The organism is Metabacillus sp. GQ13 (genome assembly GCF_059758525.1).
This window is the reverse complement of sequence record NZ_JCAXET010000002.1, coordinates 90,662-115,161: the sequence shown is the minus strand read 5'-3', so window position 1 is coordinate 115,161 and position 24,500 is coordinate 90,662. Positions and strand designations below refer to the sequence as shown.

Genomic DNA, 24,500 nt, shown 5'->3' with positions numbered 1-24,500 from the left:
GTCAGAAACCTTTCTACTCATTACTTCCAATATCACCCACAAAGGAGTCTCTCACTCTTTTCCAAAACGGGAATGGTTTAAAACGAGCGAATCGGACATTTTCATTTGCCACACGACATTGTATTGATTTAACATCCTTGTGTAAAAGGGTTAAATGATCAATTGTAATTTGAAAATCGACGTCATTGACTGGCTTCAGCATACATGTGTGATGCTCAGGCAAGATAAGTGGTGATCCGATTGTACGGAATACACGATTATTGATCGAAGCCATCTCAGCTAACTGTATCGCGCGAATTGATGGGTGGAGAATTGCACCACCTAACGCTTTATTATACGCTGTACTACCTGAAGGTGTAGATATACAGAGTCCATCCCCACGAAACGTTTCAAAGGTTTGTCCTTTTATCTCTACATCCATAACAAGCGTGCCCTCGATACTTTTTACTGTACATTCGTTTAGAGCCAAATATCGCGCTTCACGTCTTCCATCATTATGGCGAATGATTACCTCAAGTATTGGGTATTCAACAACTTGGTAAGGTGTTTTTGCGATAGCTATCACAAGTTTTTCGATTTCATCTGGGACCCAATCCGCATAAAAGCCAAGATGTCCAGTATGCACTCCAATAAAAGCTGTTCGATCAAGTCTACTACTATAACGATGAAACGCATATAAAAGGGTACCATCACCACCAACAGAAATCACAATATCAGGTTGATCCTCATCATATTCTAATTGAAAATCTAGTAAGTAGGTTTTCATTTTTTGCATAATCGAATTCGAAACAGTATCTCCCTTTGATGAAATGGCAAACTTCATACAGATCTACCCCTTTACTATTCTTCTTCCTTTCCTTTAAGTAGGAAGAAGAATCGAGTTTTCATAACCACTTGTAGTAAATGTCAAAAATAAATAAGTTCATGTTCTTACTTTATTAACATTGTCTCAACTTCACTTTCAAAAAAAACCTCACCTTACAAAAAAGTCCAGGGAAAAGTATCTATAAAATTTAATGATTGCTCTTAAATACAATCTTCCTACTTTCCACCCTCAATTAAAACGATTATGTATGTTTATTTTCCGTTTTTCTTGAAAAAATAACCTGTGCTTCTTGAACCTCTCCTCTTATTTGTGACATTTCCTCATCTAATAAATAGGCGGCTTCAGCTGACCGTTTTAATCTTACTTTAATATCATCAGGTATTTTGCCACTGTATTTATAATTCAATGAATGCTCAATGGTCGCCCAGAAGTTCATTGATAATGTACGAATTTGAATTTCGACTAGCAATTTCTTTTCACCAGCAACAGTCTGGACAGGATACTTCGCCACTACATGATAGGAACGATAGCCACTTTCCTTTTTACTCGTAATATAATCTCGTTCTTCGACAATCTCCAGATCATACCTATTTCTTAACATATCAACAACCACTTTTATGTCTTCAACAAACTGACACATCATCCGAATTCCAGCAATATCTTGTAATTCATCTTCTAGAACTTCTAGAGGAATCCCTTTGCGTTTTGCTTTATCTAAAATACTCGCAATTGGTTTTACACGTCCTGTTACAAATTCAATTGGAGAATGAGAGTTTTGAAGTTCATACTGTGTTCTTATACCCCTTAGCTTTACTTTTAGTTCCTCAACTGCTTGATTATAAGGAGCTAAAAATAAGATCCATTGTTCATTTTCCATAAAAGCTCCCCCTTAAGCAACCGTTCTTCGCCATCTTTTTCTATATATATCCTAAGAAAATAGTTCTTCTACTTTCTTTTCCATCTCTTCTCCGTAGTTAGCATTGCCTTTAATATTTTCTATTAAGTAATTTAGTTCATCATAAAGACCAACTAACTCGATATCTTGATCTTCTATTCTAATCATTGCACGATATCCCTTGTCTCTAGCTTCTTTTAACTCATTCCAAACCGAATATGGTATGCCAGCATAGACAAATTCATCTTCCGTCTCTAATAAATACACGAATGACAATTTGTCAGAATCAACTAACATTTGTCCTTTTGCCTGTAACCCGTTAATATTTGATATAATAGATGATGATTGTAAAATTAAGTTATCAGTTTCAAATTTTGCCTCAGTAAGTTCAATTCTTTTATTCATATGTTTCTCCTTCCATTACTTGTTCCAGATTATTTTACCATATTAAAAAGTCTCATGATAACATTGCTGATTGATTCGATTCAAGGGATAATAAGACATGGGTAACATCAAAGCTTTCGTAACGTAATTTTTTTAAAAAATTGATTTTGTATAGGCTCTTTTCTAAAAGTTTGCTGCTCCAGGAAATTAAAAATTGACTTTTGGATTTTAAATTTGGGAATTGAAGCTGTTTTTCAAAGGATACGACTTAATTAACCGAAAAGAGTACGACATCCACCTAGATAAGTAAATCAGGCTTATTACGGAAAACAACAATCTATGTGAAAAGTATAAAACGACGAGAGGACTATGCTATATGTCACAAGAAATAGAAATTGAATTTAAAAATTTGCTTACAAAAAATGAATTTATAAAATTAAAAGATATCTTTCATATAGAAGACAATGAATTTATTTTGCAGGATAACCATTATTTTGATACACCACAATTTTCTTTAAAAGAACTAGGTGCTGCACTGAGAATTAGGAAAAAGCATGAAGATTATGTTTTGACATTGAAAGAACCAGCAACTGTTGGCATTTTAGAAACACATCAGATTCTTACAGCAGAAGAAGCTAATGAAATGATTGAAATGGGATGTCTCCTAGATGGTCAAATTGTGGATCGAATTCAGCAGTTAGGTGTAAATAGTCAGCTGTTCACTTATTTTGGGACACTCTCAACCATGCGCGCCGAAAAAAACTATGAAAATGGTTTAATTGTACTTGATCATAGCCGATATTTAACTGTAGAGGATTATGAACTTGAATATGAAGTTCAGGAAGAAGAACCCGGTAAAATTATATTCCTTGAACTCTTATCAAAACACAATATCCCAATTAGACAAACAAAAAATAAAATTCACCGATTTTATGATCAAAAGCGCAAGCTCCCGTTTAGCGACGTATGAACTAGAACACCTCTGTAGTATGGGATAAAGGAAACACGAAGAGCACAAACTTATTCGATGTTAACTTATCGTAAGGAGGAGGGTGAAGTTCACTTGGAGCTGGATGTCGTTTTCGCTTATCCAAATTACAAGAATTTTATAATTTCCTACTAAACGAAAAATATAAAGAAATGGGGTAAGTATACTGGATATAAAAATGAATTACTTTAAAACAATATTAGAATTACAAGCCATGCGTAATTTTAATAATAACCCAACTGGAATGAAAGCAGCATCCTATGAAACAGACTTTCAGGATTTATTGCAATCCTTCATTCATTCCACATCTGGTGACATAGCAATTAAGCAACCAACATCCCTATCCCTTAATGATTTAAGTTTGCAAAACAGTCAAACTCCCAATTTAGATAGATTAGCTTCAATAAAAGAAACCGCAATGCCTATTAAAACGGGAAACATTGACGAAATTATTAAGAATATGGCTACTAAATATGATGTTGATGAAAAATTGATTCGTGCAGTTATCCAACAAGAATCTGGCTTTAAAACAACCGCTAAAAGCCATGCGGGTGCAATGGGCCTTATGCAACTCATGCCAGCAACTGCCAGGTCGCTAGGTGTGGAAGACCCTTTTGATGCTGCCCAAAATGTAGAGGGTGGAACAAAGTATTTAAAAAAGATGCTTTCACGCTATGACGGTGATGTATCTTTGGCATTAGCTGCCTATAATGCCGGACCTGGAAACGTAGATAAATATGGTGGAATACCACCCTTTAAAGAAACCAAAAATTATGTCCAAAAGATTACCTCAACCTATAATGTGTAGCTAGTCTAATATGACTGGCTACTTTTTTTTTTTGAAATTTTAAATGTTGAAAAACTAGGAAAATAATAGCAGACTTCGTATAGCTTTATCGCTCATACATGCCTCTCTTTAACATATAATAGGACTATGTTAGGAAATACTCCAAGCTATTTGTTTGAGATAAATCATAGTGCTTGTTAAAATAAACATATATTATTATTTATGTCCTTTAATATAACGACTATTTCAAACAATTTAGAAAGTAAAGCTTTGTACGAAAAACAACAAACATTGTGATAACATACAATTTCTTAGATGCACTCATTAAATCTCTTTATAGATCGATAAAAAGCAAAACTTTAAAGGAGTTATCAACATGACTGAACAAAACTTAACACCATATGATGCGATAGGGGAAGAAACTCTTTCGCACCTTGTTGATTGCTTTTATGAAAAAGTCCAGAAGCATCCTTTATTAAATCCAATTTTCCCCGATGACTTAACTGAAACTGCTCGAAAGCAAAAACAATTTCTTACACAGTACCTAGGAGGACCACAAGTTTATAGCGAAGAACATGGACATCCTATGTTAAGAGCTAGACATCTTCCTTTTCAAATCACACCTACACGTGCTGAAGCATGGATCGCTTGCATGAAGGCAGCGATGAAAGAAGTTGGACTTGAAGGTGAACTAAGGGATTTCCTTCTTCATCGCCTTCAACTTACAGCACATCATATGGTTAACTCAGAAGATCATGCGGAAAATGACAACGAACAGAAAGAGGTTACTAATTATGATGAACAATCGTGAGGAAAAGAACTCTTCTCTCTTTTTCTCGCAGTGTAATGGGCATCCTGATAAACCTTTAGAAATTTATATGTTTGTCGATCCTTTGTGTCCAGAATGTTGGGCATTAGAGCCGATTATTAAAAAGCTTCAAATTGAGTATGGTCGTCTTTTCACTTTAAAGCATATTATCAGTGGACGCCTAGCAACTATGAATGTTTCCAAGAGAAAAAGCCCTGAAAAATTAGCACAGGCATGGGAGAAAACTGCTTGTCGTACTGGCATGTCATGTGACGGAGATGTTTGGATGAAGAATATATTATCAACCCCATATTCTGCATCACTTGCAATTAAAGCAGCTGAACTTCAAGGTAGAAGAGCTGGCCTCCGTTATTTACGAAAATTACAGGAGTTATTATTCATTGAAAGTCAAAATGTGTCTGATGAAAAAAAGTTAATCCAAATTGCCGAAGAGGTTGGACTAGATGTAGATGAATTTAAACAGGATCTCCACTCACAAAGTCCCGCAAAAGCACTACAATGTGATTTAAAAATTACAGCTGAGATGGATGTACAAGAAATTCCAACACTCGCTTTTTTCAGTGGCAATGTCGAAGAAGAAGGCGTAAAAATCACGGGCATTTATTCATATGATTTATATGTTAATGTATTACTCGAAATGGTCGGTCGTATCGGTATAAAACCGTCTCATGTACCTCCGTTAAAAATCTTTTTACAACATTATAAATTTGTTGCCACTGCTGAGGTTGCGGCCGTTTATAATTTGACAATGACCGAGGTAGAAAAAGAATTAAAAAAGCTCGTCCTTTCTCAGAATGTTGAAAGAGTTCAGGCTAAACATGGAACCTTCTGGAGATACCTTGGTTGATTTAAAATAGATTTTTATCGATTAAAGGGAGACTCATAAATAGAGTCTCCCTTTTAAAATTTACAGATAAGATTTCTTAACTAGTAACATATTTTATTGTTAAACTAAACCTAGACTTTTTGATCACAATCGCTTTACATCCTAGTCAATTCACTAACAAGCTGTTGAGACTTTAATCCCTCCATACCATCAACAAGCGGTTGTTCTCCATTATGAAGACAAACGATAAAATGCTGTACAGCATCAACAAATCCACGTTGTTTCAAAACTGTTTCCCACGATCCAGGGATTTTTGTTGTGATCGTATTATTTTGTTCTACTTCAAAAATGTTCATGTTTTTAACCCGTACGATTGCACCTTCTGTAACCAATTCGATTTGTTCTAAATTCGTACCTGCTTTTCTATGCATAGCTGTGTTCATTGTTATCTTAGAAGGTGTTTCATACACATGTTGCGCTGATACCAGCTGCTTTTCCTTATTAACTTGGATATTCTTATACTGTACGTTCAAATCTCCATCCACTAGCCATCTAGCCGTATCTACTAAATGGAGATAATCATCCAACATGGTAAATTCATAAGAATGTGGACCAACACTGTCAGTACGATGTTTTTCAACATGCACCCATGCCGAATCATTGATCATTGCCTTTGCTTCTATGTACATTGGGGAAAATCGACGATTGAAACCAACCATCAACTTTCTTCCCCGCTTAATCCCTAGCTCCACTAATTGCTCTGCTTCAGTAACCGTTGCAGCTAGAGGTTTATCTACATAAATGTCTAATCCTCTATTTAATAGTTCACTAATAATTTCATAGTGCGACTCAGTAGAACTATGTACAAACATCGCATCACAATCTTCAGCAAGTGAAAGAAGGCTATTATAGTCTTGAATGCGATATTGATTACAAATTGCTTTCCTGTTCTCCTTATTCGGTGAGTAGGCTCCTATAAATGACCAATCCGTTTCTTTTGTCAGAATCGGCAAGTAAGCCTTTTGAGCGATACCACCCAATCCTACCATTCCAATTCGTGGGTTCCTCATATTAATCAGCCCTTATCATTTGATTTAGTTTCATTTCTAACAATATACGAAATACAATTTATACTTTTGTGAAGAATTATCTAATAAAAGCTGCCTGTTGATTTGCAAGTCCATCTTTTAACCAGTTAGGATTCATCGTTAGTAAATCAACAGGTAATGATTGTGGCGAGAAAAAGGCCACTTCCATTGATTCAACCAAATCTGCCTTTAGCACTCCTCCTGTAACGGTTGCTAAGAAATAGCTTGTGATAAAGTGGATATTTCTTCCATCAGGATAAAGAAATACCTGTGATTCTGGATCAGAATAGACTCCAATTAGCCGTGCTACTTTTATCCTTAGTCCCGTTTCTTCATAAACCTCCCTGATTGCTGCTTGTTCAATTGTTTCTCCTGGTTCTACATGACCTGAAGGAACCCCCCACTTCAATACATCAGAACGCTTTTGTAATAATACCTTACCGTCTTGATCAAAAATCAAAACGGCAATTGCAGGATATATAGATGTCTTTTCCACTTATTTTTCTCCCTTTAAATATATTCTTATTTCTATATTATACATGTTTATAAACCTCCTTTAGTATAAAGTTTGATCTCATTGATCTATTAACCATCATCACATATGATATATCTTAGATTACCTATATATTAGGAGATGAAAAGTCGATTGTAATAACTTCATGATTCCTAAGATTTAAAACACCATTCACTTTCAAATAAAAAACTCCCACCCCTTTAAATGAATAAAGAGGCGAGAGTTCAACTATTATCCACAGTACCACGCTAATTGATGTTATTAAAAATAATAACATCTTCCTAACGAGACTTAACTCTACTTACTTACATAATTTTAGGAAAATATCTCAAAAGTACGTTCCCTATTTGTAATTAAAGCACTTCTTCATAATAAATAGTTGTACATTTTTTTAAAAATTTTCATTCTATATTCTTAATTTTTTTCTGTAAATTTTATTGTATATTTCTTCTTATTCTTTCCATCTTCTGATAATACAGTAATAACAGCCTCACCTGGTAGTGAAGATGGTTTTGCAATTTGAAAGGATGCAAATAAATCATTTGTTACAACAACTATAGCAGGAATTTCTCGTTCATTCTTCTTTAATTCCACACTGTAAGTTAAGGTGTCGCTATCAAATCCTTTTAATTGTTTCCTATTAATCATAATATTTTCTAAAGACGCATCACTACTTTGACTTGGAATAGGATTTTCACCAAGCCCTAATACTTCCATTTCTGAAATTGCTATACAAGCCCCTTCCATTGCTTTCATTACTGCTCGAATATTCGTTGTTTCAATTGGAGTGAAATCAATTGAAAGTTCCTTGTTTTGAACATCTGTTTGAGTACCTTCAATTTCTTTCCATTCAGTTCCATCCAAATATTCAAGATGTAAAGAGGCAGCAGGTCTTGTGCCACCATTGTCATCATAAAAATGTAATTTAACTTGTGAAACGGTTTCGATTTTATCAAATTCTATGGCAACCCAATCTTCTTCTCTCCAGTTATTTGGATCCCAGTTCGTCCATCTCGCACTAGAGATGATACCATCGTTGACATTTGATGTACTATCATATTGCCCTGTGAAGGAGGCGCTTACTTTAGGATACTCCTTTACTAATCCAGAAGGCTTCAATGCTAAATTTTGTATTCCTGGTTCTGTTATTTGTATATTGGCAATTGCTTTGATTGGACTCTTCGAAATACTTCCTTTTACTGTGAACTTTCCTAATTCTGCATACTGATTTGGGTCGATTCCCTTCCAATTAACTGCTACTTTTCCAGATGTACCAATTTCTAGTTTTGCTGTTACTTCACTAGGTAATGTAGGTGCCATACCAGGAGTTGTTTTTATTTTTATAGGTTCAATACTATTTATTTTACTTACTGTTATTGTCGCGATAGCCTTAATCTTTGTTCCATCAACCGTCCCTTCTACTTTGAAGGTATTTTCTTTTGAGTATAAATCAGGATTAATTTCATCCCAATCTACCTTTTTCTGAACCGTCTCACCATCACCATAAATTGTCGTTACAACATTAGGTAATTCTGGAGCTGTCTTTTTCTTCGTAACAACAACATTAATTGGCTCAACTTTCGTAATTCCTGCTTTTACTAGTTTCCAAACCTGGTTGTTACCTGTTGTCGGCTTCCATACACCAACGTTAGCCCCCTCTTCCTTTGATTCACCGCCTACTTCTATTAGATTTCCGCTTTGAACGTTTATAAATGTGTATTCTCCATTCCCGTAAGATGACATCATCCATTTTTGAGTTGGTGAATTTTCAATGGTTTGAAGAACAACTGAATCATTTTCAACACCAAGTACACTACCACTATCAGTGTTTACAATTCGATAACTTTCTTTTGTGCTATAACCATCTGTCAGTTTTTGAATACTCCAGTTTTGACTTTCCTCATCCCGAATATTGCTATTTTGAACAATTGAATTTTCACTTTGTCCAATATCAAGCACTTTTCCACTGTTTTTATTGATGAATTTATATTCCTCATCACTATCCAGGAAAAGGTTGTCTTTATTCACACCAGATACACCAGTTACAACAAAGGTCGTAATTGATTGTGGTTGAACTACGGCAGAGAGCTTTTTATCAGTAACCGACAACTTGGATTTTTCAGCTAAATTTTCTGTAGCTGATGTAACATATGGTATTGCTTTTGCACTCTCATTAACTGACTCAAATCCCGACAAATCAAAGTTGATTGCTTTCTCTACAGTGGTGGAATTCGTATAGACCACTACAAGCGATTCTTTTTCCTTGTTTATTGCGGATAAAGTGTTACTGTTATTTGAATTAATGACTTGATCGCCTGGTCGAATAAATTTACTGTAATTACCCATTGCATAATACTTTTTATTCTTATGAATTTTTACTTTTTCGAAATCAGCTGGATCCATATCAACTTGAATAAGTCCCCAGTTGCCATTTTCATGCTCTGGACTCATATTTACTTCGTCTTCAATTGCCTGCCAGAGCAACCATGCTTCCGATTCTAATTGCTGTATATCAGTTGTTATTCGCTGAGATAATGAAAGACCTGGTCTTATATCTTCATGATTTTGACCATCACCTGTACTAAGGTCCACCTCAGACATCCATAATTTTTTCCCTGCCCCCTTAGCGATATCTCTTGCACCAATCTGCTGTGTTGGACCATAAGTATGCACGTTTAACTGTCCAATGTTGTTTCTTGTCTCGTTATTATATTGCTCCCAATCTTGTCTGAATTTTTGTGGGTTTGTTTCGTCCATTGCAGATATAACTGTATTAAGACCTTTTTCATCCATTTGCTTTTTTACTTCATTAATAATTTTAGCTTGTGATGCAGGTGACCAATTTGCCCCTTCCTGTCTGCCCTTTGCTCCCCAATACCCAGTATTTGGCTCATTCACTGGTGAAAGGGTATTGAATTCAATGTTCATATCCTTTTGTAAGTGGTCTACTACTGTCGTTAAATATGTTGCAAAATTTTCAAATTGATCTGGTTTAAGATTGTCATCCCAAGAATTCCAGTTACCGGATACATATCCACTTTGCGTCATAAAATACGGAGGTGAATTTGAAAATGCCTCAAATGTATCAGCCCCTCTAGCTTTAGCAGCACTAACCCACCAACGTTGGTTAGCATCAGCCTCCCAATTCCAATGCTCAGAATTTTCAGGGTCCCACCAATTTTCATGCTCTGTCCATTCATCTATGTTTCCTTCTGGAGGACCAAATTCAGCAGGTCGATTCCAATATCCCGGAACTGCTCCACCTAAACGCATATATGGCTCCGTCTCTGGTGAGTCACCGCCACCAATATTATAACGAGCAATATTAAAATTCAGTCCGTCTTCACCGAAGAGATCATCGGCAAGCTCATTTCTTATTTCTTCCGGCCAACCACCTGTTATATTTGCAAACCAAACAAGTGCTGTTCCCCAACCATCAAATGGTTCATGTTGATAGCTAGGATCTAATTTTATTGATTCTGAATCCGTATTCACTTCAATGGCACCTTCTTCTGCGTTGGTTAGTGTAGGTGAAACAGGTAAAATACTCCCTGTTAAAAGAAGTATGATTAAACAATAGAGTGAATACCTTTTTATTAACAAATTTTGCAACATAAATTAATTTCTCCTCTCGATATTCTATTAAAATCCCTACTTACACGAGTTGACTTAAAAAAGGTGATAGAATTCGTCTATGACCTCAAAAGTCATTAATACCTTTGTTCATCAATTAAGTTAGATTTCTATTACCCCAAAACATCTTAATTTTTTATTGAATCAACCACCCCCTAAAAATTAGTAAGCGCTTCCAAATAAACGTATTAATTATTCAAATTAGTACGTTTAGGAAAATAACTCATCAGGTCACAAAAAAAGATATTTATCACATTAATGGATATTCATAACGTCTATCCTTTTTTGAATAAAACCTATGTATTCCTACATGCTACTTTAAAAAAACAAGGTAGAACCTGTTACTAACAGGCTCTTCCCCTTTAATTAATTGTTATCCTTCTTTATTTAAATCCATTTAGATCCTATTAATGACAAATTCGAATTCCATATCCTTGTTCGATTGAACTAGGTGCTCATTATGAACTGGTGCACCCCAACTATCATCTCCACCAATACCCATTTGTTTTCCCGCGACGGTAACAACGGTATAGTGTATATTCGGAAGCTCGTAATGATGCTGTGCATTCTCAAGCTCAAATGCCGTGTATGGTGAAAAATTGCATTCTAGTGAATCCCCAGACGAAGTAATTCTTATGCCTTGGCCTTCCTTGTCTGTTAGGTTTACCCAACGTACGCCTGTCCTGTTTCCTGATTCCTGTGGCATCAAATATCCGGATAAATTGTCAGCTACTTGATTTTTAAAGATTCCGAGTCTAGCTCCCTTTGAGCGGTCAGAATAATTCTCATCAGGACCTAGCGCATACCATTCCAGTTCGTGGTAATCGGCTGGAACCTTGAAAGAAACAGCAAAAATAGGCATTTGTGGAAGATTCTCTACCCCATGATAAATTGATTTCACTCGTACACTTCCATCTATTGAAATCATGTAATCATTTTTAACTTTAATCTCCCTATCTATCGAAAATTCATAGGTAAAGCCTACACGCACAAAATTATTTCCTTCCTCTACATCAATATTAATACATTTTCGCGCAAGACTAGCAGTTAACCAGCAGCCAGAATGATAGCTTTGTGAATAGCCCTTATCATTATCTGTTGTAGCCCTCCAGAATAAAGGTGCTGGAGGCATCTCGATCATTTCTTTCCCTGCATAATTTAACGATATTAAGCTTCCGACCTGCTTCGAGAACATAATCATAAAATCCTTACCGTGTACACCTATATTTACATCACCATTTACTACTCTTAACTCTCCGTTTTGGATAATTTCTGTTTGTTGTTTTGTTTCTTCAAATACAAATTGGCCAAAAGCAATTTCATGGCCTGCATCTGCCCAACGTGTTTTTTCCTTTAACTTTAATGACGTCTGAATACAGTACTCACCAGCTTTATCTATGATTCCTGCTGGCCATGCAAAATCAACGTGTTCTTTCCTTTGAGGTGCTACAGCCACATTTACTTTACTTCGGTATATTTCCTTTCCTTCTAGGTAAAGAATCGTTACCAAATTATAATTTGCTGTACTAGTAAATAGGCTATCATTGATAATTGTTACACCTGATTGATCTGAAACAAGCTTCACATTCTGATATAGATATTTTACTTCTTGCATTTTAGGTGATAACTCTCTATCCGCATATACAATTCCATTTGTACAAAATCCATAATCTGTTGGACGATCACCAAAATCACCTCCATAGGCTAAAAATTCCTTGCCATAACGATTCTTTTTAATTAAAGATTGATCAATGTAGTCCCAAATAAAACCACCTTGATACATTGGGTATTTATCCTCTAGTTCGGTATATTTATCCATACCACCAAGAGAATTACCCATTGCATGCATATATTCACAGCTGATGTATGGCTTATCCGGATTATCAGTTAAATAATTCTCAATATCTGCTGGTTTTGCATACATCCGACTCTCCATATCGCTTGTTTCGTTGTAGTCTCGATTATGGAATACTCCCTCATAGTGAACAAGACGACTCGAATCAACCGACTTAAAGTATTTTGAGACGTTTAGGATGACTTCTCCTGCAAAGGATTCATTTCCACAGGACCAGATGAGAATAGAAGGATGGTTTTTGTCCCTTTCAAACATGGAAATCGCACGGTCCATGACAATATCCTGCCATTCCAGCTTATTCCCAGGAATATTCCATGAGGGTTCAACCGCACCCATTTTTTGCCATGATCCATGTGTTTCTAAGTTCATTTCGTCGATGACATAGATCCCATACTCATCACATAGCTCATACCAATAACTTTGGTTCGGATAATGGGATGTACGTACTGCATTAATATTATTTTGCTTCAGTATTTTAATATCCAAAAGCATATCTTCCTTGGTGATTGTCCGTCCAGTTCGGTAATTAAATTCATGTCGGTTCACACCTTTGAACACAATTCTTTCACCATTTATGCGCATGACCTTATCTATCAGCTCGAATCTTCTAAAACCGACTTTTTGAGGAATGACTTCTACGAGATGACCAGATTCGTTGAATACTTGTATCACTAATTTATATAAGTAAGGATTCTCTGCACTCCAGCGTTTTGGTGCACCTACCTCCATTGATAACCTACAATTTTCTCCGCTTGTTTCAAGTTTTTCAGTCAAAACTAACTGACCTTGAGCATCAAATAATCCTGCTACAATTTTTGATCTGTTAGGTAAAAGAGATAAAAACGTAAGATCTGTCGTAATTGTTCCTAAAGTATATGATGAATCTAATTCTGCTCGGACTAGCAAATCATAGACATGGATTTCTGGAACGGTATAAAGATATACATCTCGGAAAATCCCAGAAAACCTCCAAAAGTCTTGGTCCTCTAGCCAGCTACCAGTACTACGTTGATAGACCTCAACTGCTAATTTATTTTCCCCTTCTGTTAGAAAAGGAGTTAACTCAAATTCTGCTGGTGTAAATGAATCCTCACTATAGCCAACAAACTCACCATTTAACCATATATAGAAGGCAGACTCGACACCTTGAAAGGAAATATACACTGGTTTGTCTTGCATATTCTCTGGTACATCAAAAAACTTCACATAGCTCCCAACAGGATTATTATCAGTTGGAATTTCTGGTGGGCGAATCTCATTATGCCCGTCCCAAGGGTACATCGTATTTACATATTGTGGTTTTCCATAACCCTGTAGCTGAATATGTCCAGGGACTGTAATATTCCCCCAACCTGAGCAATCGAAATCATGTTTATAAAAATTCTCTGGGCGGTTGAGTGGGTTTATTGAATAGGAAAATTTCCAATTCCCGTTCAAATCAAATCTCATATTCATTTGTGAGGCGTTAAGAGCCTCAGCCTTTGTTTCATAATATGTGTGATCTGAATGTGCTGGCATTCGATTTACTGCAAACATTTCTAAATCGGTAAGCCAGTTAATTTCTGGAGTTATTGTCATCCCTTACACCATCCTATCAAATTCTTTTTAAACTCATAATCTAATCTATTTTACTGAACCCATCATGCCAGCAACAAAATGTTTTTGCATGATGAAGAAAATTAGTGCTGCAGGTAAAGTCGCAATAACAATAGCCGTCATAATGACTCCAAAATCAGGTGAATAACTTGATCCGAGAGTTGATATGAGCAACGGTATTGTTTGATTTTCTGGGGATTGCAAAACAACTAGAGGCCACAAATAATTATTCCAGCTAGCCATGAACGTAATGATTGCCGCTGCTGCATAAGTAGTTTTCATTGTCGGAACATAAATTCTAAAAAAGACACCTAACTCGCTTAATCCATCAATCCTTCCAGCTTCAAGAATTTCCTTTGGGAACATCTTCGTGCTTTGACGAAAGAAGAAAATGAGAAATGCTGTTGTAAGGGACGGTAAAACTGCCGCTGTTAGTGTATCAATTCCTATAAAGGGCATCATTTGTGAAATAGACCCAAACATTCGGAATAAAGGGACCATCAAGGCTGCAAAAGGAATCATCATCGATACTAGCAATATATTGAACACGATATCTTTTGATTTACTCTTAAAAATTTCAAATCCATAGCCTGCCAACGATGCAATTAGTAACGACAGTACAGTTGTTGTGATAGAAATTTTCGCTGAATTAAGTAATGCAGGTACGAGATTGACTGTATTCACTAGATTAGTGAAATTATCAATTAAATGATTTCCCGGCAATAGTCTGCCTTTCGTTACATCTACTGATTTATTTGTAGCACTTACGATCATCCATAAAAATGGGAACACTGAAATAATTGTAGCAACTGTTAATACGCCATAGCTAAAAAAACGTTTAATATAAATCATTTTTCTTCACCTGCCACTTTAAACTGGATAATTGAGAAGATAACAATCATTATGACAATCGCATAAGAGACGGTAGCCGCATAACCAAAATCTGGCGTATATTTAAATGATAGATTATAAATATACTGTGAAATGGTAAGAGTTGAATTACCTGGTCCTCCCTGTGTAATATTCATAACCTCATCAAACAGCTGAAGAGTACCGATTGTTGAAGTTATTGATGTGAACAGAATAATTGGCTTCAACATTGGTATCGTTATTTTGAAAAATTGTTGAACTGATGATGCTCCATCTATTTTAGCTGCTTCGTATATTGATTGATCGATATTTTGTAATGCAGATAAATAGAAAATCATGTTGTAGCCTGTCCAACGCCATGTAATAGCAATTATTATCGTTATTTTTGCCCAAAAAGGGTCAGTAAGCCATTGAATAGGCTCTGAAATAAGTGAAATATTCAGCAGCATCATGTTAATAATACCGTCGGATCCAAATAAATATTTAAAAATCACCGAATAGGCAACAAGTGATGTTACACAAGGTAAAAATATCGCAGTACGAAAAAGTCCTTTAAATTTCAATTTTTTATCACTTAACAAAACCGATAAAAATAACGCAAGCAAGATCATAACAGGTACCTGAACGACTAGATAGATAACCGTATTCTTAACAGCCGTTATAAACGTCGGATCTTTAAATAAACGGGCGTAATTTTCAATGCCTGTAAATGTTAAATTCGTTCCCGCTCCAGATTTAAAAGACATTATTAGTGCTTGAATCATTGGGTAGAAATAAAACAAGAAAATCATTAAAGTTGCAACTGCTACAAAGGACCAGCCAATCATTACGTTTTTTGTAAAAATTCTATTAGTTTTAGTTGTTGAAATAGACGGGGTTGTTTTTGCTGTAAACACTTTATTCCAACTCCTTACCTTTTATATAAAAATGCCTCGGAACTTTTCGCTTAATATTTCTGATGCTCCAATTGGAGAAGGCGAATAGTTCCTGAGGCTTATGTTCTAAAAGACTTCGTTTCTGCCTGAAGCTAAATAGTTTTAGTTATTTAATTTGTGCTTCTGCTTGACTCTGTGCATCTTTTAGCACTTGGTCAATGTCTTTACCTTTAAGATAATTTTGCATCTCAACAACTAATATATCCTCAATCGCATAAGTGTGCAGACCATAGTTTACTTGTGGAATTTGTTTTGTCCATTCAGAGAAATCAGCAACAATTGCTTGTCCTCCAAAGAATTCATCAGTTGCCTTATATGCTTCACCTTCAGTTGCAGGCATATAAGTACCAATTGCACCAATTTCAGTAACTAAATCCTGATATAAATCTGCATTTGATCCAAACGTTTTAGTCAGGAAATCAACTGCATTTTCTTTTCCTGGTACATCTAATACATACCATGAACTACCACCCAAGTTTGTAGCGTTAACTGAGCTTTCTATACCTGGAAGTTTAGGAAAAGGAACCACTGCCCACTTTCCAGATTGGGATGCTTCAGCCTTAATTGAAGGAGTAATCCAGTTACCTGTTGGAAGAGAAGCTACTTCTCCGCTGTTGAATGCTGCTAAGAATTGACTCCAATCAGATACTGGCTTAACGATATCAGAGTCTAAAAGTCCTTTGTATACTTCAAATGCCTTCTTAAGAGATTCATTGTCAGCTAAATTCGGTGTAACTCCGTCTTCTTTTAAGTACCAAGATCCACTAGATTGAATCATCATACGAATTTGACCTAGATCATTTGGATCAAGCGTTAGCATTTGTTTGCCTGTTACTTCTTTAACCTTCTTACCAATTTCAATGTATTTATCCCAGTCAGCATTTTTTAAATCCTCTACTGAGTAACCTGTTTGTTCTAAATAATCTGTTCTGACATATAGTCCAGCTACTCCTGTATCGAATGGTAAACCATAGTTCTTACCATCTAAACTGGTAGTGGTCATTTTGTAAGGAGCAAAGTCCTCTGCATTAAATGAATCTGTTAGCTCATGAAATGCATCTGGATATGCTTGTAAAAAACTCTGAGCACGGTAATCTTCAATCAAAACAATATTTGGAAGACCCTTTGTCGTACCTGAGCTTAAACTCGTGTTTAGTTTTTGAATAATATCATCTTGAGCATTTTCAATAATGTTAATCTCAACATCTGATTTCTCAGTCTGATAAACCTCTTTCGCCATTTCTATTGCTTTAACGTTAAAATTTGGATCCCATGCCCAGACAGTTATATTATTTTTATCTTTCGTATCTTCTGATTGGTCTGTATTATTTGCCCCAGAAGAACATGCAGTCAACAACAGAATGCTGACCATTAATAGGAAAAGTACTTTTTTCATCGATATCCCCCCAAGTATGTTTGTTTCACCTTTGTAAGCGTTAACTTTCTTACATTTATCATTCTATCATTTGTCTACTGCTTCCACTTAGGACGATATTTCTCTAAATTTGTTTTATTTTTATAAATTGAATACGTTTTCATTTAATGCGTTTGTACTATTTTTAGATTCTTACATTATTTTTATATGAATCCAAGTAAAACCAATACAAAGAGGCAGTCTCACAAAAGTCTCCTCCTCCATCAACTCCAATACTATAGAACTTCATGCATAGTATTTTTCTCTATCGAGTATAATGATTGTGAGCCTTTGATTTGAGACAGCCTCTTCATAAGAAAAGGGGAATTGCCCTTTTTGCGACTGAAACTACAGAATATATAACCAAGTTATTTTATTATCGGTACTGAGATCCGCACCTTTGTTCCTTCTCCTATATCACTAGATATTTTCACTCCATAAGATTCTCCATATAACAGTTGAATACGTTCTTGTACATTACGTATTCCGATTCCAGTAAAATGCTCCTGTTTTCGATTGGTGTTTGGTAGTTTGCTATCATTGGATATTTCTATTCCATCACCATTATCTACTATCTCACAAATCAAAACATCGTTTTCCTTCCAAACCAAAATATTTATATAGCCTTGATACTTCCGAATAAACCCATGAAAAAATGAATTTTCCATAAAGGGCTGCAAAATGAGTTTGGGAATCTGATACTCCAAACAATCTGGAGCAATAAAATAATTCACATTAATTCGATTACCATACCGTTTTTGATTGATCAATACATAATTTTTTAGATTTTCAATTTCCAACTTAACAGTAATTGTTTCGTTGACATTTCCAATCGTGTTTTGCAGCAATGAAATAAAAGCATTAATTGTATCTTCTGTATCTTCCTTATTTCCTTGTTGTACCATAAACTTTATTGATGTTAGTGTATTATATAAGAAATGTGGATTAATTTGTTGCTGTAGGGCAGCAAGTTCTGCTGTACGTTTCTGCTTCTGAGAGTCCATAAGTTTCTCTACATAAGCCTGTAGTTCTACAAGCATAGAGTTAAAGGCAATGCCGATTTGTCTTGTTTCATAAGTTCCAGTAACAGAAACGTATTCGTCAAAATCGTGTTTGGATGCATTTGAAATTTCCTTTACCAATTTTGATAATGAATTCGTCAATCTCTTTGATACAAAAAATACAATAATAAGAGAAATGACGATAATACCAATGAAAATCATAATAAGTTCCTTTTTATTAATCAAGCCACCAACAGCAGTCTGCTTGTCGATAACGTTAAAAAGGTACATATCAAAAGAAGGCAGATATTCTACAAAGAAAATATGGTCTTTCCCCATAAATTTCCTAATAACGTATTCCTCAGATCCATTTTCTAAGTCAGCAGCGATATTTAAAAATTCCTTTTCTTTTTTCCCAATAAACTTTTCCCTATTGCTTGACACAATATTTCCAGATCTATCTAAGATAAAAACGTCATTCCCATAGCTTGTAAAGCTTTCGTAAGACTTCCGAAAAACAGTTTCATTTACAGAAAAATACATATATCCATAATTGGTGGTAGTCTTTCTTTCCATCAACGGTTTAGATGCTACTATGAAATTTCCACTATTTGTCGTTTCCGATAACTCTTCACGAATGTCATAATGATACATCAATTTTTTTGGTTCTGTTAATGTATCTTTAGTCATCTTGCTTTTTTTCAATTCGTTATCAGAGATCGGCCAATACCTTCGATCTGTTGCGTAGTTAATACCATTAGAACCTGTAACGATAATACTCACATGAAAAGATTCTAAATTTGATTTGTTTTTCTTCATTAATTGATTCATCTTATAAAATGATTGCATTTTCTGAGCATTGGATGGCTTTTCAGTGAGTATTGTTTTCAGAGTCTCACTCTGTAAAAGATGATTTGATGATCTTACGATAGAATAGTTGTAAGTTTCAAAATTTTCCTGTATCTGATTTATCACCTTTGCATTCATAATGCTAAACTTTCCTATGAAAAATTGTTCTGACATTCGAATGGTTGTCCATGTTATTATGATTGAAACAGCAATAATACTTATAACAGTGATAAGAAACATAATAATGAATAAGCTATTATGTTTAAAGTGATCACGTACGATTTTCATTTTTCTCCCATCTTCATCTCATTTTTCTCCGATATTGACTAGGTGATAGTCCTTTTATTTTTTTATAAACTTTACAAAAGTAACTATGATCGGAGTATCCCACCGTTGCACTGATTTCAGAAATGGTTGCTGTACTCTTAACCAACAATTTTGATGCTTCTTCCACCCTAATTTTATTCAAATATTCAATAAATCCCTCCTTATTATGTGTTGCAAAATAGCTTGATAGATAGGAAGGATTAAAATGAAAATGATTTGCTAAACCTGTAAGAGTTAGTTGTTCTGAATAATGCTTTTCAATATATTCTAAAAGCTTCATCATATTCAAATTTCCGTTCTGATTTCTTTTGTTTGATATACATTCAATGATTTCAGTAATAAAATGCTTCAAATTTTTAACGACTTCTTCAGCAGAAGTTGATTCCTCGATCATTTTAAAATAAGAATACTTGGACTCCTCAAGTTCTTTAACGTCGTATTCCATATTCCCCAAAAGGACTGTTATATTAAAAATAATATTCCCAAAAAAGGATTTATACTCAAATACTTCGGTATTAAAACATGTAGACATTAAGTCTGTATGATCCTTTAAATAGCTGAATGCCGAATCAAAGCGCTCGTGCTTTATTTCAGATGTAAACCAATCTAAATTAAAAGTGTCACAATTAGATTCTTCTTTAGGTAAATCTTCCTGTAATAAAATTGATTTATTGGGAAAATAAAACCGATATTGTAGTAGTTTTAATAAACATTCTTTGAATACTGTCCCAACTTTTGAAAAATCACTAAATTGATTACTCAGTGCAAATCCTGCTTTGGTGTTTAAATTAGCTATGTCAGTCATACATTCTATGACATCAGGAAGTTTGTTCTGGTTCATATTTATTATGAATGCGATTACATTTTGCCCAGAAGGAAAAGAATGATAAACTATATTTTCTAATTTCGTGCTAAGTGCGAATTCAACTTTTTCCTTTATATAGCTTTTCAATTCTTCCGGTCCCGAAGGCGTAGGTTCGCTACAATCAATCCCAAGTAAACAGTAAGAATTAAAAGGAAAAACCGTTGAGATGATTTGAGCATCATAATTAACCTCGTAGCCAGATATCATTTTGTCAATAATATGTGTTACAGAAAGGTTCATATCCTGCTTGTTTTCCTTTAAATGAAAGAAAGGAATTCTGTTAACTGCTTTTTTCAAAACATTTAACAACTCCTGTGAGTTTAGCTTAGGTTTTAGTATATAATCTACAACCCCACTCTGAAATGTTGAACGCACATATTCAAATTCACCAAAACTACTCAGGATAATAATCTCTATATGTGGATACTTAGTCTTCACAATTCTCGTTAATTCTTCCCCACCCATAATCGGCATGACTATATCTGTAAGAATGATATGCGGTTTCGTTATTTCTATTAGTTTAAGTGCTTCTTGACCATTTGAAGCCTCACCAATAATTTGAAAACCTTCTTCCTCCCAATTAATATAATGCTTAATTCCCTGTCTTATTAACATTTCATCGTCTACAATAAGTGTTCTGCATAGTTCCCGAATTGCCAACAAGATCCCCCCAATTAGGTAATATTCTTATTTTGTCTAATAAGCTGTCCATTCTATCATTTCTTCAAAATCTTATCCTTTTTTATTTATATGATAATTTACATGCTCTTGTCTTTCTTTATTAATGGCTGTTTTCGTAAAGATTGTTGTTTTCCGTACAAAGTACTAATGTACACGTTTTAAGTATATCTTCGTGCTCTTTTCGCTTAATTACTCTGATATCCCTATGGACACAGCTTCAATTTAGATCATAAAAATCCAAAGCCGATTTTTCTTCGTACTTGAGCAACAAGCTTTTAGAAAAGAGCCTTATTAATAAACGAAATACGGTGCCATTTTTGGGTAATAATAGATATTTTCAAATGAATTGATGTATTCTGCAATAATCTTTCATTCATACCTTTTAAAAATTCTACTGTTTATTTTTTTAATTGTCCAGGTCTTTTATAATCACATAAACTTTATCACTATCTTCTATATAAATTTATTTCTGTCAAGGTCACTAAATTTATTTTTTTGATTATTCAGCAGATATTTATTTCAGTTCCTTTATTTTCATTCATTTTAGATAAACCGGTCTTTACGCAATCATAAGTTTAACAACCTATAAGTGGGCTTACAATTTTCCACTTAAACAAAAAGATCCTATACATAAGTATAGGATCTCTTCTATATGTCTTAACGACAACAAAGGGGATGGGAGAAATTTTTCACGGTCAAACAAAGGGGTAAATGTTTGTTTGTGATTAATTTCACATCTCTATCATATCAAATATTGTCGAGTTATGACAAGTCAAAGAATATCATTTCACAGAAATGTCACAAAGAGATACTTAATATATTCTTTCTTCTATAAGATAAGAATTGGTAAGTTCCGGGGATAAAAGGACCTCATAACACATATAAAATAGTAAGTAGAAAAAGAGGAGGACTTTTTTAATGAAGTGGATTATTACAGGTAGTATGACAACAATTATCTTGATATTTGTGAATCTATTAGGATTTATGGATTTAATACCTATATATATTACTTCACCTTTATTATTTGTAGCCATTTTTATCACTCTCTATCTCATTAATCATCGTAAAACATTTAAAGGCTTTTAGTATCTATCAATTAAACAAATGGTTTGAAGCATATTGTATTCTTGCCTACTTCTTAATGTCAGTAGTAGGCGATTTTTCATTTTCCTAAAAAAGGACAATCGGAAGTTTAATCACCGATTGCCCTTCCTTCGCTATTTTACTTTCGAAAGTAGTTCTTCCATTTCATTTAACTTTTCTTCAAATACTTTACAAGCTTCTTCAATTGGATCTGATGATGTCATATCAACACCAGCTTTTTTAAGCACTTCGATTGGATAGTCTGAGCTACCTGCTTTTAAAAACTCGAGATAACGATCCACTGCTGGTTGACCTTCTGAAAGAATTTGATTACTAAGTGCAGTTGCTGCACTGTAGCCTGTAGCGTATTGGTATACATAATAATTGTAATAAAAATGGGGTATTCTCGACCATTCTAAGCCGATTTCTTCATCAACTACAATATCATCACCAAAGTATTGCTTATTTAAATCATAATATGTTTTTGTTAATTCCTCAGGAGTTAATGGCACTCCACTTTGTGCCTTTTCGTGAATTATATGTTCGAATTCAGCAAACATTGTTTGGCGGAAAACAGTTCCTCTAAATCCTTCTAAGAAATGATTCAGTAAAAATAGACGCTTTTTCTCATCATCGATTGTTTCGAGTAAGTAATGATTTAATAATGCCTCATTACAAGTTGATGCAACCTCTGCGACAAAAATGGAATAGTTACCATATGGATATGGTTGATTTTCACGTGTATAGTAGCTGTGTACAGAGTGTCCGAACTCATGTGCAAGCGTAAATAGATTATTCACATTATCCTGCCAGTTCATCAAAATATAAGGATTTGTTCCGTAAGTACCTGATGAATAGGCGCCACTGCGTTTCCCTTTGTTCTCATGGATATCTACCCAGCGATTTTCAAAACCTTCTTTTAGAATCGATTGATATTCTTCACCCAATGGCTCGAGACCTTTTAATAAATAATCCTTTGCTTCATCGTAGGTTACTTCCATTTTGACATCTTTAATTAATGGTGTATACAAATCATACATGTGGACTTCATCAAGCTCTAGTACCTCTTTACGAAGCTTTACATATCGTTGTAATAAATCCAAATGCTTATGAACAGTACTTATTAAGTTATCATAAACAGACTCTGGGATATTATCGCTACTTAAAGCTGCTTGTCGTGCTGATTCATAGTTTCGTACCTTTGCGCTAAAGTTATCTTTTTTTACTGTCCCACTCAATGTACTTGCAAACGTATTTTTAAAGCCTCCATATGTGTTATAGACTGCTTTAAAAGCATCCTCACGCACCTTACGATCTTCGCTTTCTAGGAACCGAATATACCGGCCATGGGTAATCTCTACTTCTTCACCATTTTCATCTTTTATTGTTGGAAACGTAAGGTCCGCATTATTTAACATTCCAAATGTATTACTTGAAGAACCTAATACCTCTGATGCTTGGGCTAACAATTCCTCTTGTTCTGCAGATAACACATGTGGACGCTGGCGATTGATTTCATCGAGTGAATGCTCATAGAGTTTTAGCTCTTCCTTTTCATTTAAGAACTGCTTAATTTTCGCTTCATCAACAGATAATAACTCTGGAACAATGAATGAACTTATGCTTGAGGCTTGAGTATATAAGTTCGATGCCCGATCGTTTAATGCTTGGTATGAAGAATTTGTTGTGTCTTGATCATATCTCATGTGTGCATATGTATAAAGTTTGCCAAGACGTTCCATTACTTGATCCTGGTATGTTAGTGCATGATATAAAGTATCGGCGCTTTCTCCAAGTTTCCCTTTAAATTCTGCAAGCTTTGGCAAAGATTCTTTTACTTCTTCATATTCTTTATTCCATGATTCATCGGTTGCAAAGATATCCTCTAATCTCCAAGTATCCTCTTGCTTAATTTCATTTCTAGAAGGTTGTTTTTTTACGGTTGTTTGTTCTGACATTGCATTTCCCCCTTTAGAATTTACTGCAGACGCAGAGCTAGTGTTCATTGAACTAAATGTAACTAAAATGATTAATAGTAGCTTTTGACTGTACTTCATATTCATCCTCCATGTACTAATTGTCCTCATACTGATTAGAGTTCATTTCGGTCATAAAGGATGGATTTTAAAGACGAGTATGAATCTACTATATAATCTCTATCTTCTCCCCGTACGCTATCTTTTGTCAAATAGGAAGTTGCTGCACCTATTATAGTAGCAGCAAAAAGAAATGAATTAGGTTTCTTATTAAACAT

The 24,500-nt window shown here is 34.8% G+C and carries 18 protein-coding genes; 5 read left to right on the top strand and 13 right to left on the bottom strand.

Going from position 1 to position 24,500, the window contains the following annotated elements:
• Positions 1-13 precede the first annotated feature (13 nt).
• From AC6CHR_RS02800 to AC6CHR_RS02790, 3 genes are all read right to left on the bottom strand, one after another.
• Complete coding sequence (locus tag AC6CHR_RS02800) at positions 14-823, bottom strand: NAD kinase (RefSeq protein ID WP_498246956.1); 810 nt, start codon at positions 821-823, stop codon at positions 14-16.
• A 244-nt stretch (positions 824-1,067) separates the two neighbouring features.
• A complete protein-coding gene (yjbM, locus tag AC6CHR_RS02795; RefSeq protein ID WP_498246954.1) occupies positions 1,068-1,703 on the bottom strand; it encodes a GTP diphosphokinase in 636 nt (211 codons plus the stop codon).
• 51 nt (positions 1,704-1,754) lie between these two features.
• Positions 1,755-2,126: a UPF0738 family protein gene (locus AC6CHR_RS02790; protein ID WP_498246953.1), complete on the bottom strand. Its 372-nt coding sequence runs from the start codon at positions 2,124-2,126 to the stop codon at positions 1,755-1,757.
• 355 nt (positions 2,127-2,481) lie between these two features.
• Here AC6CHR_RS02790 and AC6CHR_RS02785 point away from each other — a divergent pair, with 355 nt between their 5' ends.
• From AC6CHR_RS02785 to AC6CHR_RS02770, 4 genes are all read left to right on the top strand, one after another.
• Positions 2,482-3,075 carry a CYTH domain-containing protein gene (locus tag AC6CHR_RS02785; protein WP_498246952.1) on the top strand — a complete coding sequence of 198 codons (594 nt, stop codon included), beginning with the start codon at positions 2,482-2,484 and terminating at the stop codon, positions 3,073-3,075.
• Positions 3,076-3,265: 190 nt separating this feature from the next.
• Positions 3,266-3,901, top strand: a complete 636-nt coding sequence (locus AC6CHR_RS02780; RefSeq protein WP_498247190.1) for a lytic transglycosylase domain-containing protein — start codon at positions 3,266-3,268, stop codon at positions 3,899-3,901.
• A gap of 355 nt (positions 3,902-4,256) precedes the next feature.
• On the top strand, positions 4,257-4,691 hold the full coding sequence (locus tag AC6CHR_RS02775; protein ID WP_498246951.1) for a globin domain-containing protein: 435 nt from the start codon (positions 4,257-4,259) through the stop codon (positions 4,689-4,691).
• A complete protein-coding gene (locus AC6CHR_RS02770) occupies positions 4,678-5,556 on the top strand; it encodes a ClpXP adapter SpxH family protein (RefSeq protein ID WP_498247189.1) in 879 nt (292 codons plus the stop codon). Before AC6CHR_RS02775 ends, AC6CHR_RS02770 begins: the two co-directional genes overlap by 14 nt.
• Before the next feature lie 134 nt (positions 5,557-5,690).
• Here AC6CHR_RS02770 and AC6CHR_RS02765 read toward each other — a convergent pair whose 3' ends face one another.
• The 9 genes from AC6CHR_RS02765 to AC6CHR_RS02725 all read right to left on the bottom strand — a co-directional run bounded on the left by AC6CHR_RS02765 (position 5,691) and on the right by AC6CHR_RS02725 (position 21,142).
• Entirely contained in the window at positions 5,691-6,605 is a 915-nt protein-coding gene (locus AC6CHR_RS02765) for a Gfo/Idh/MocA family protein (protein ID WP_498246950.1), read from the bottom strand.
• Between the two features lie 76 nt (positions 6,606-6,681).
• A complete protein-coding gene (locus tag AC6CHR_RS02760) occupies positions 6,682-7,119 on the bottom strand; it encodes an NUDIX domain-containing protein (RefSeq protein ID WP_498246949.1) in 438 nt (145 codons plus the stop codon).
• 432 nt (positions 7,120-7,551) lie between these two features.
• Complete coding sequence (locus AC6CHR_RS02755) at positions 7,552-10,752, bottom strand: glycoside hydrolase (protein WP_498246948.1); 3,201 nt, start codon at positions 10,750-10,752, stop codon at positions 7,552-7,554.
• Between the two features lie 415 nt (positions 10,753-11,167).
• A complete protein-coding gene (gene lacZ / locus AC6CHR_RS02750; RefSeq protein WP_498246947.1) occupies positions 11,168-14,203 on the bottom strand; it encodes a beta-galactosidase, LacZ type in 3,036 nt (1,011 codons plus the stop codon).
• A gap of 45 nt (positions 14,204-14,248) precedes the next feature.
• Positions 14,249-15,073 (bottom strand): carbohydrate ABC transporter permease, encoded by an 825-nt coding sequence (locus AC6CHR_RS02745; RefSeq protein ID WP_498246946.1) that lies wholly within the window; start codon positions 15,071-15,073, stop codon positions 14,249-14,251.
• On the bottom strand, positions 15,070-15,918 hold the full coding sequence (locus tag AC6CHR_RS02740; RefSeq protein ID WP_498247188.1) for a carbohydrate ABC transporter permease: 849 nt from the start codon (positions 15,916-15,918) through the stop codon (positions 15,070-15,072). Before AC6CHR_RS02740 ends, AC6CHR_RS02745 begins: the two co-directional genes overlap by 4 nt.
• A 214-nt stretch (positions 15,919-16,132) precedes the next feature.
• Positions 16,133-17,422 carry an ABC transporter substrate-binding protein gene (locus tag AC6CHR_RS02735; protein WP_498246945.1) on the bottom strand — a complete coding sequence of 430 codons (1,290 nt, stop codon included), beginning with the start codon at positions 17,420-17,422 and terminating at the stop codon, positions 16,133-16,135.
• Positions 17,423-17,808: 386 nt separating this feature from the next.
• Positions 17,809-19,578 carry a cache domain-containing sensor histidine kinase gene (locus AC6CHR_RS02730; protein ID WP_498246944.1) on the bottom strand — a complete coding sequence of 590 codons (1,770 nt, stop codon included), beginning with the start codon at positions 19,576-19,578 and terminating at the stop codon, positions 17,809-17,811.
• A 13-nt stretch (positions 19,579-19,591) separates the two neighbouring features.
• Complete coding sequence (locus AC6CHR_RS02725; RefSeq protein WP_498246943.1) at positions 19,592-21,142, bottom strand: response regulator transcription factor; 1,551 nt, start codon at positions 21,140-21,142, stop codon at positions 19,592-19,594.
• Between the two features lie 963 nt (positions 21,143-22,105).
• On the opposite strand from AC6CHR_RS02725, the gene AC6CHR_RS02720 reads away from it, so the two are divergent.
• A complete protein-coding gene (locus AC6CHR_RS02720; RefSeq protein ID WP_498247187.1) occupies positions 22,106-22,249 on the top strand; it encodes a hypothetical protein in 144 nt (47 codons plus the stop codon).
• Positions 22,250-22,380: 131 nt separating this feature from the next.
• On the opposite strand, the gene pepF is transcribed toward AC6CHR_RS02720, so the two are convergent.
• A complete protein-coding gene (gene pepF, locus AC6CHR_RS02715) occupies positions 22,381-24,204 on the bottom strand; it encodes an oligoendopeptidase F (RefSeq protein ID WP_498247186.1) in 1,824 nt (607 codons plus the stop codon).
• Between the last annotated feature and the right edge of the window lie 296 nt (positions 24,205-24,500).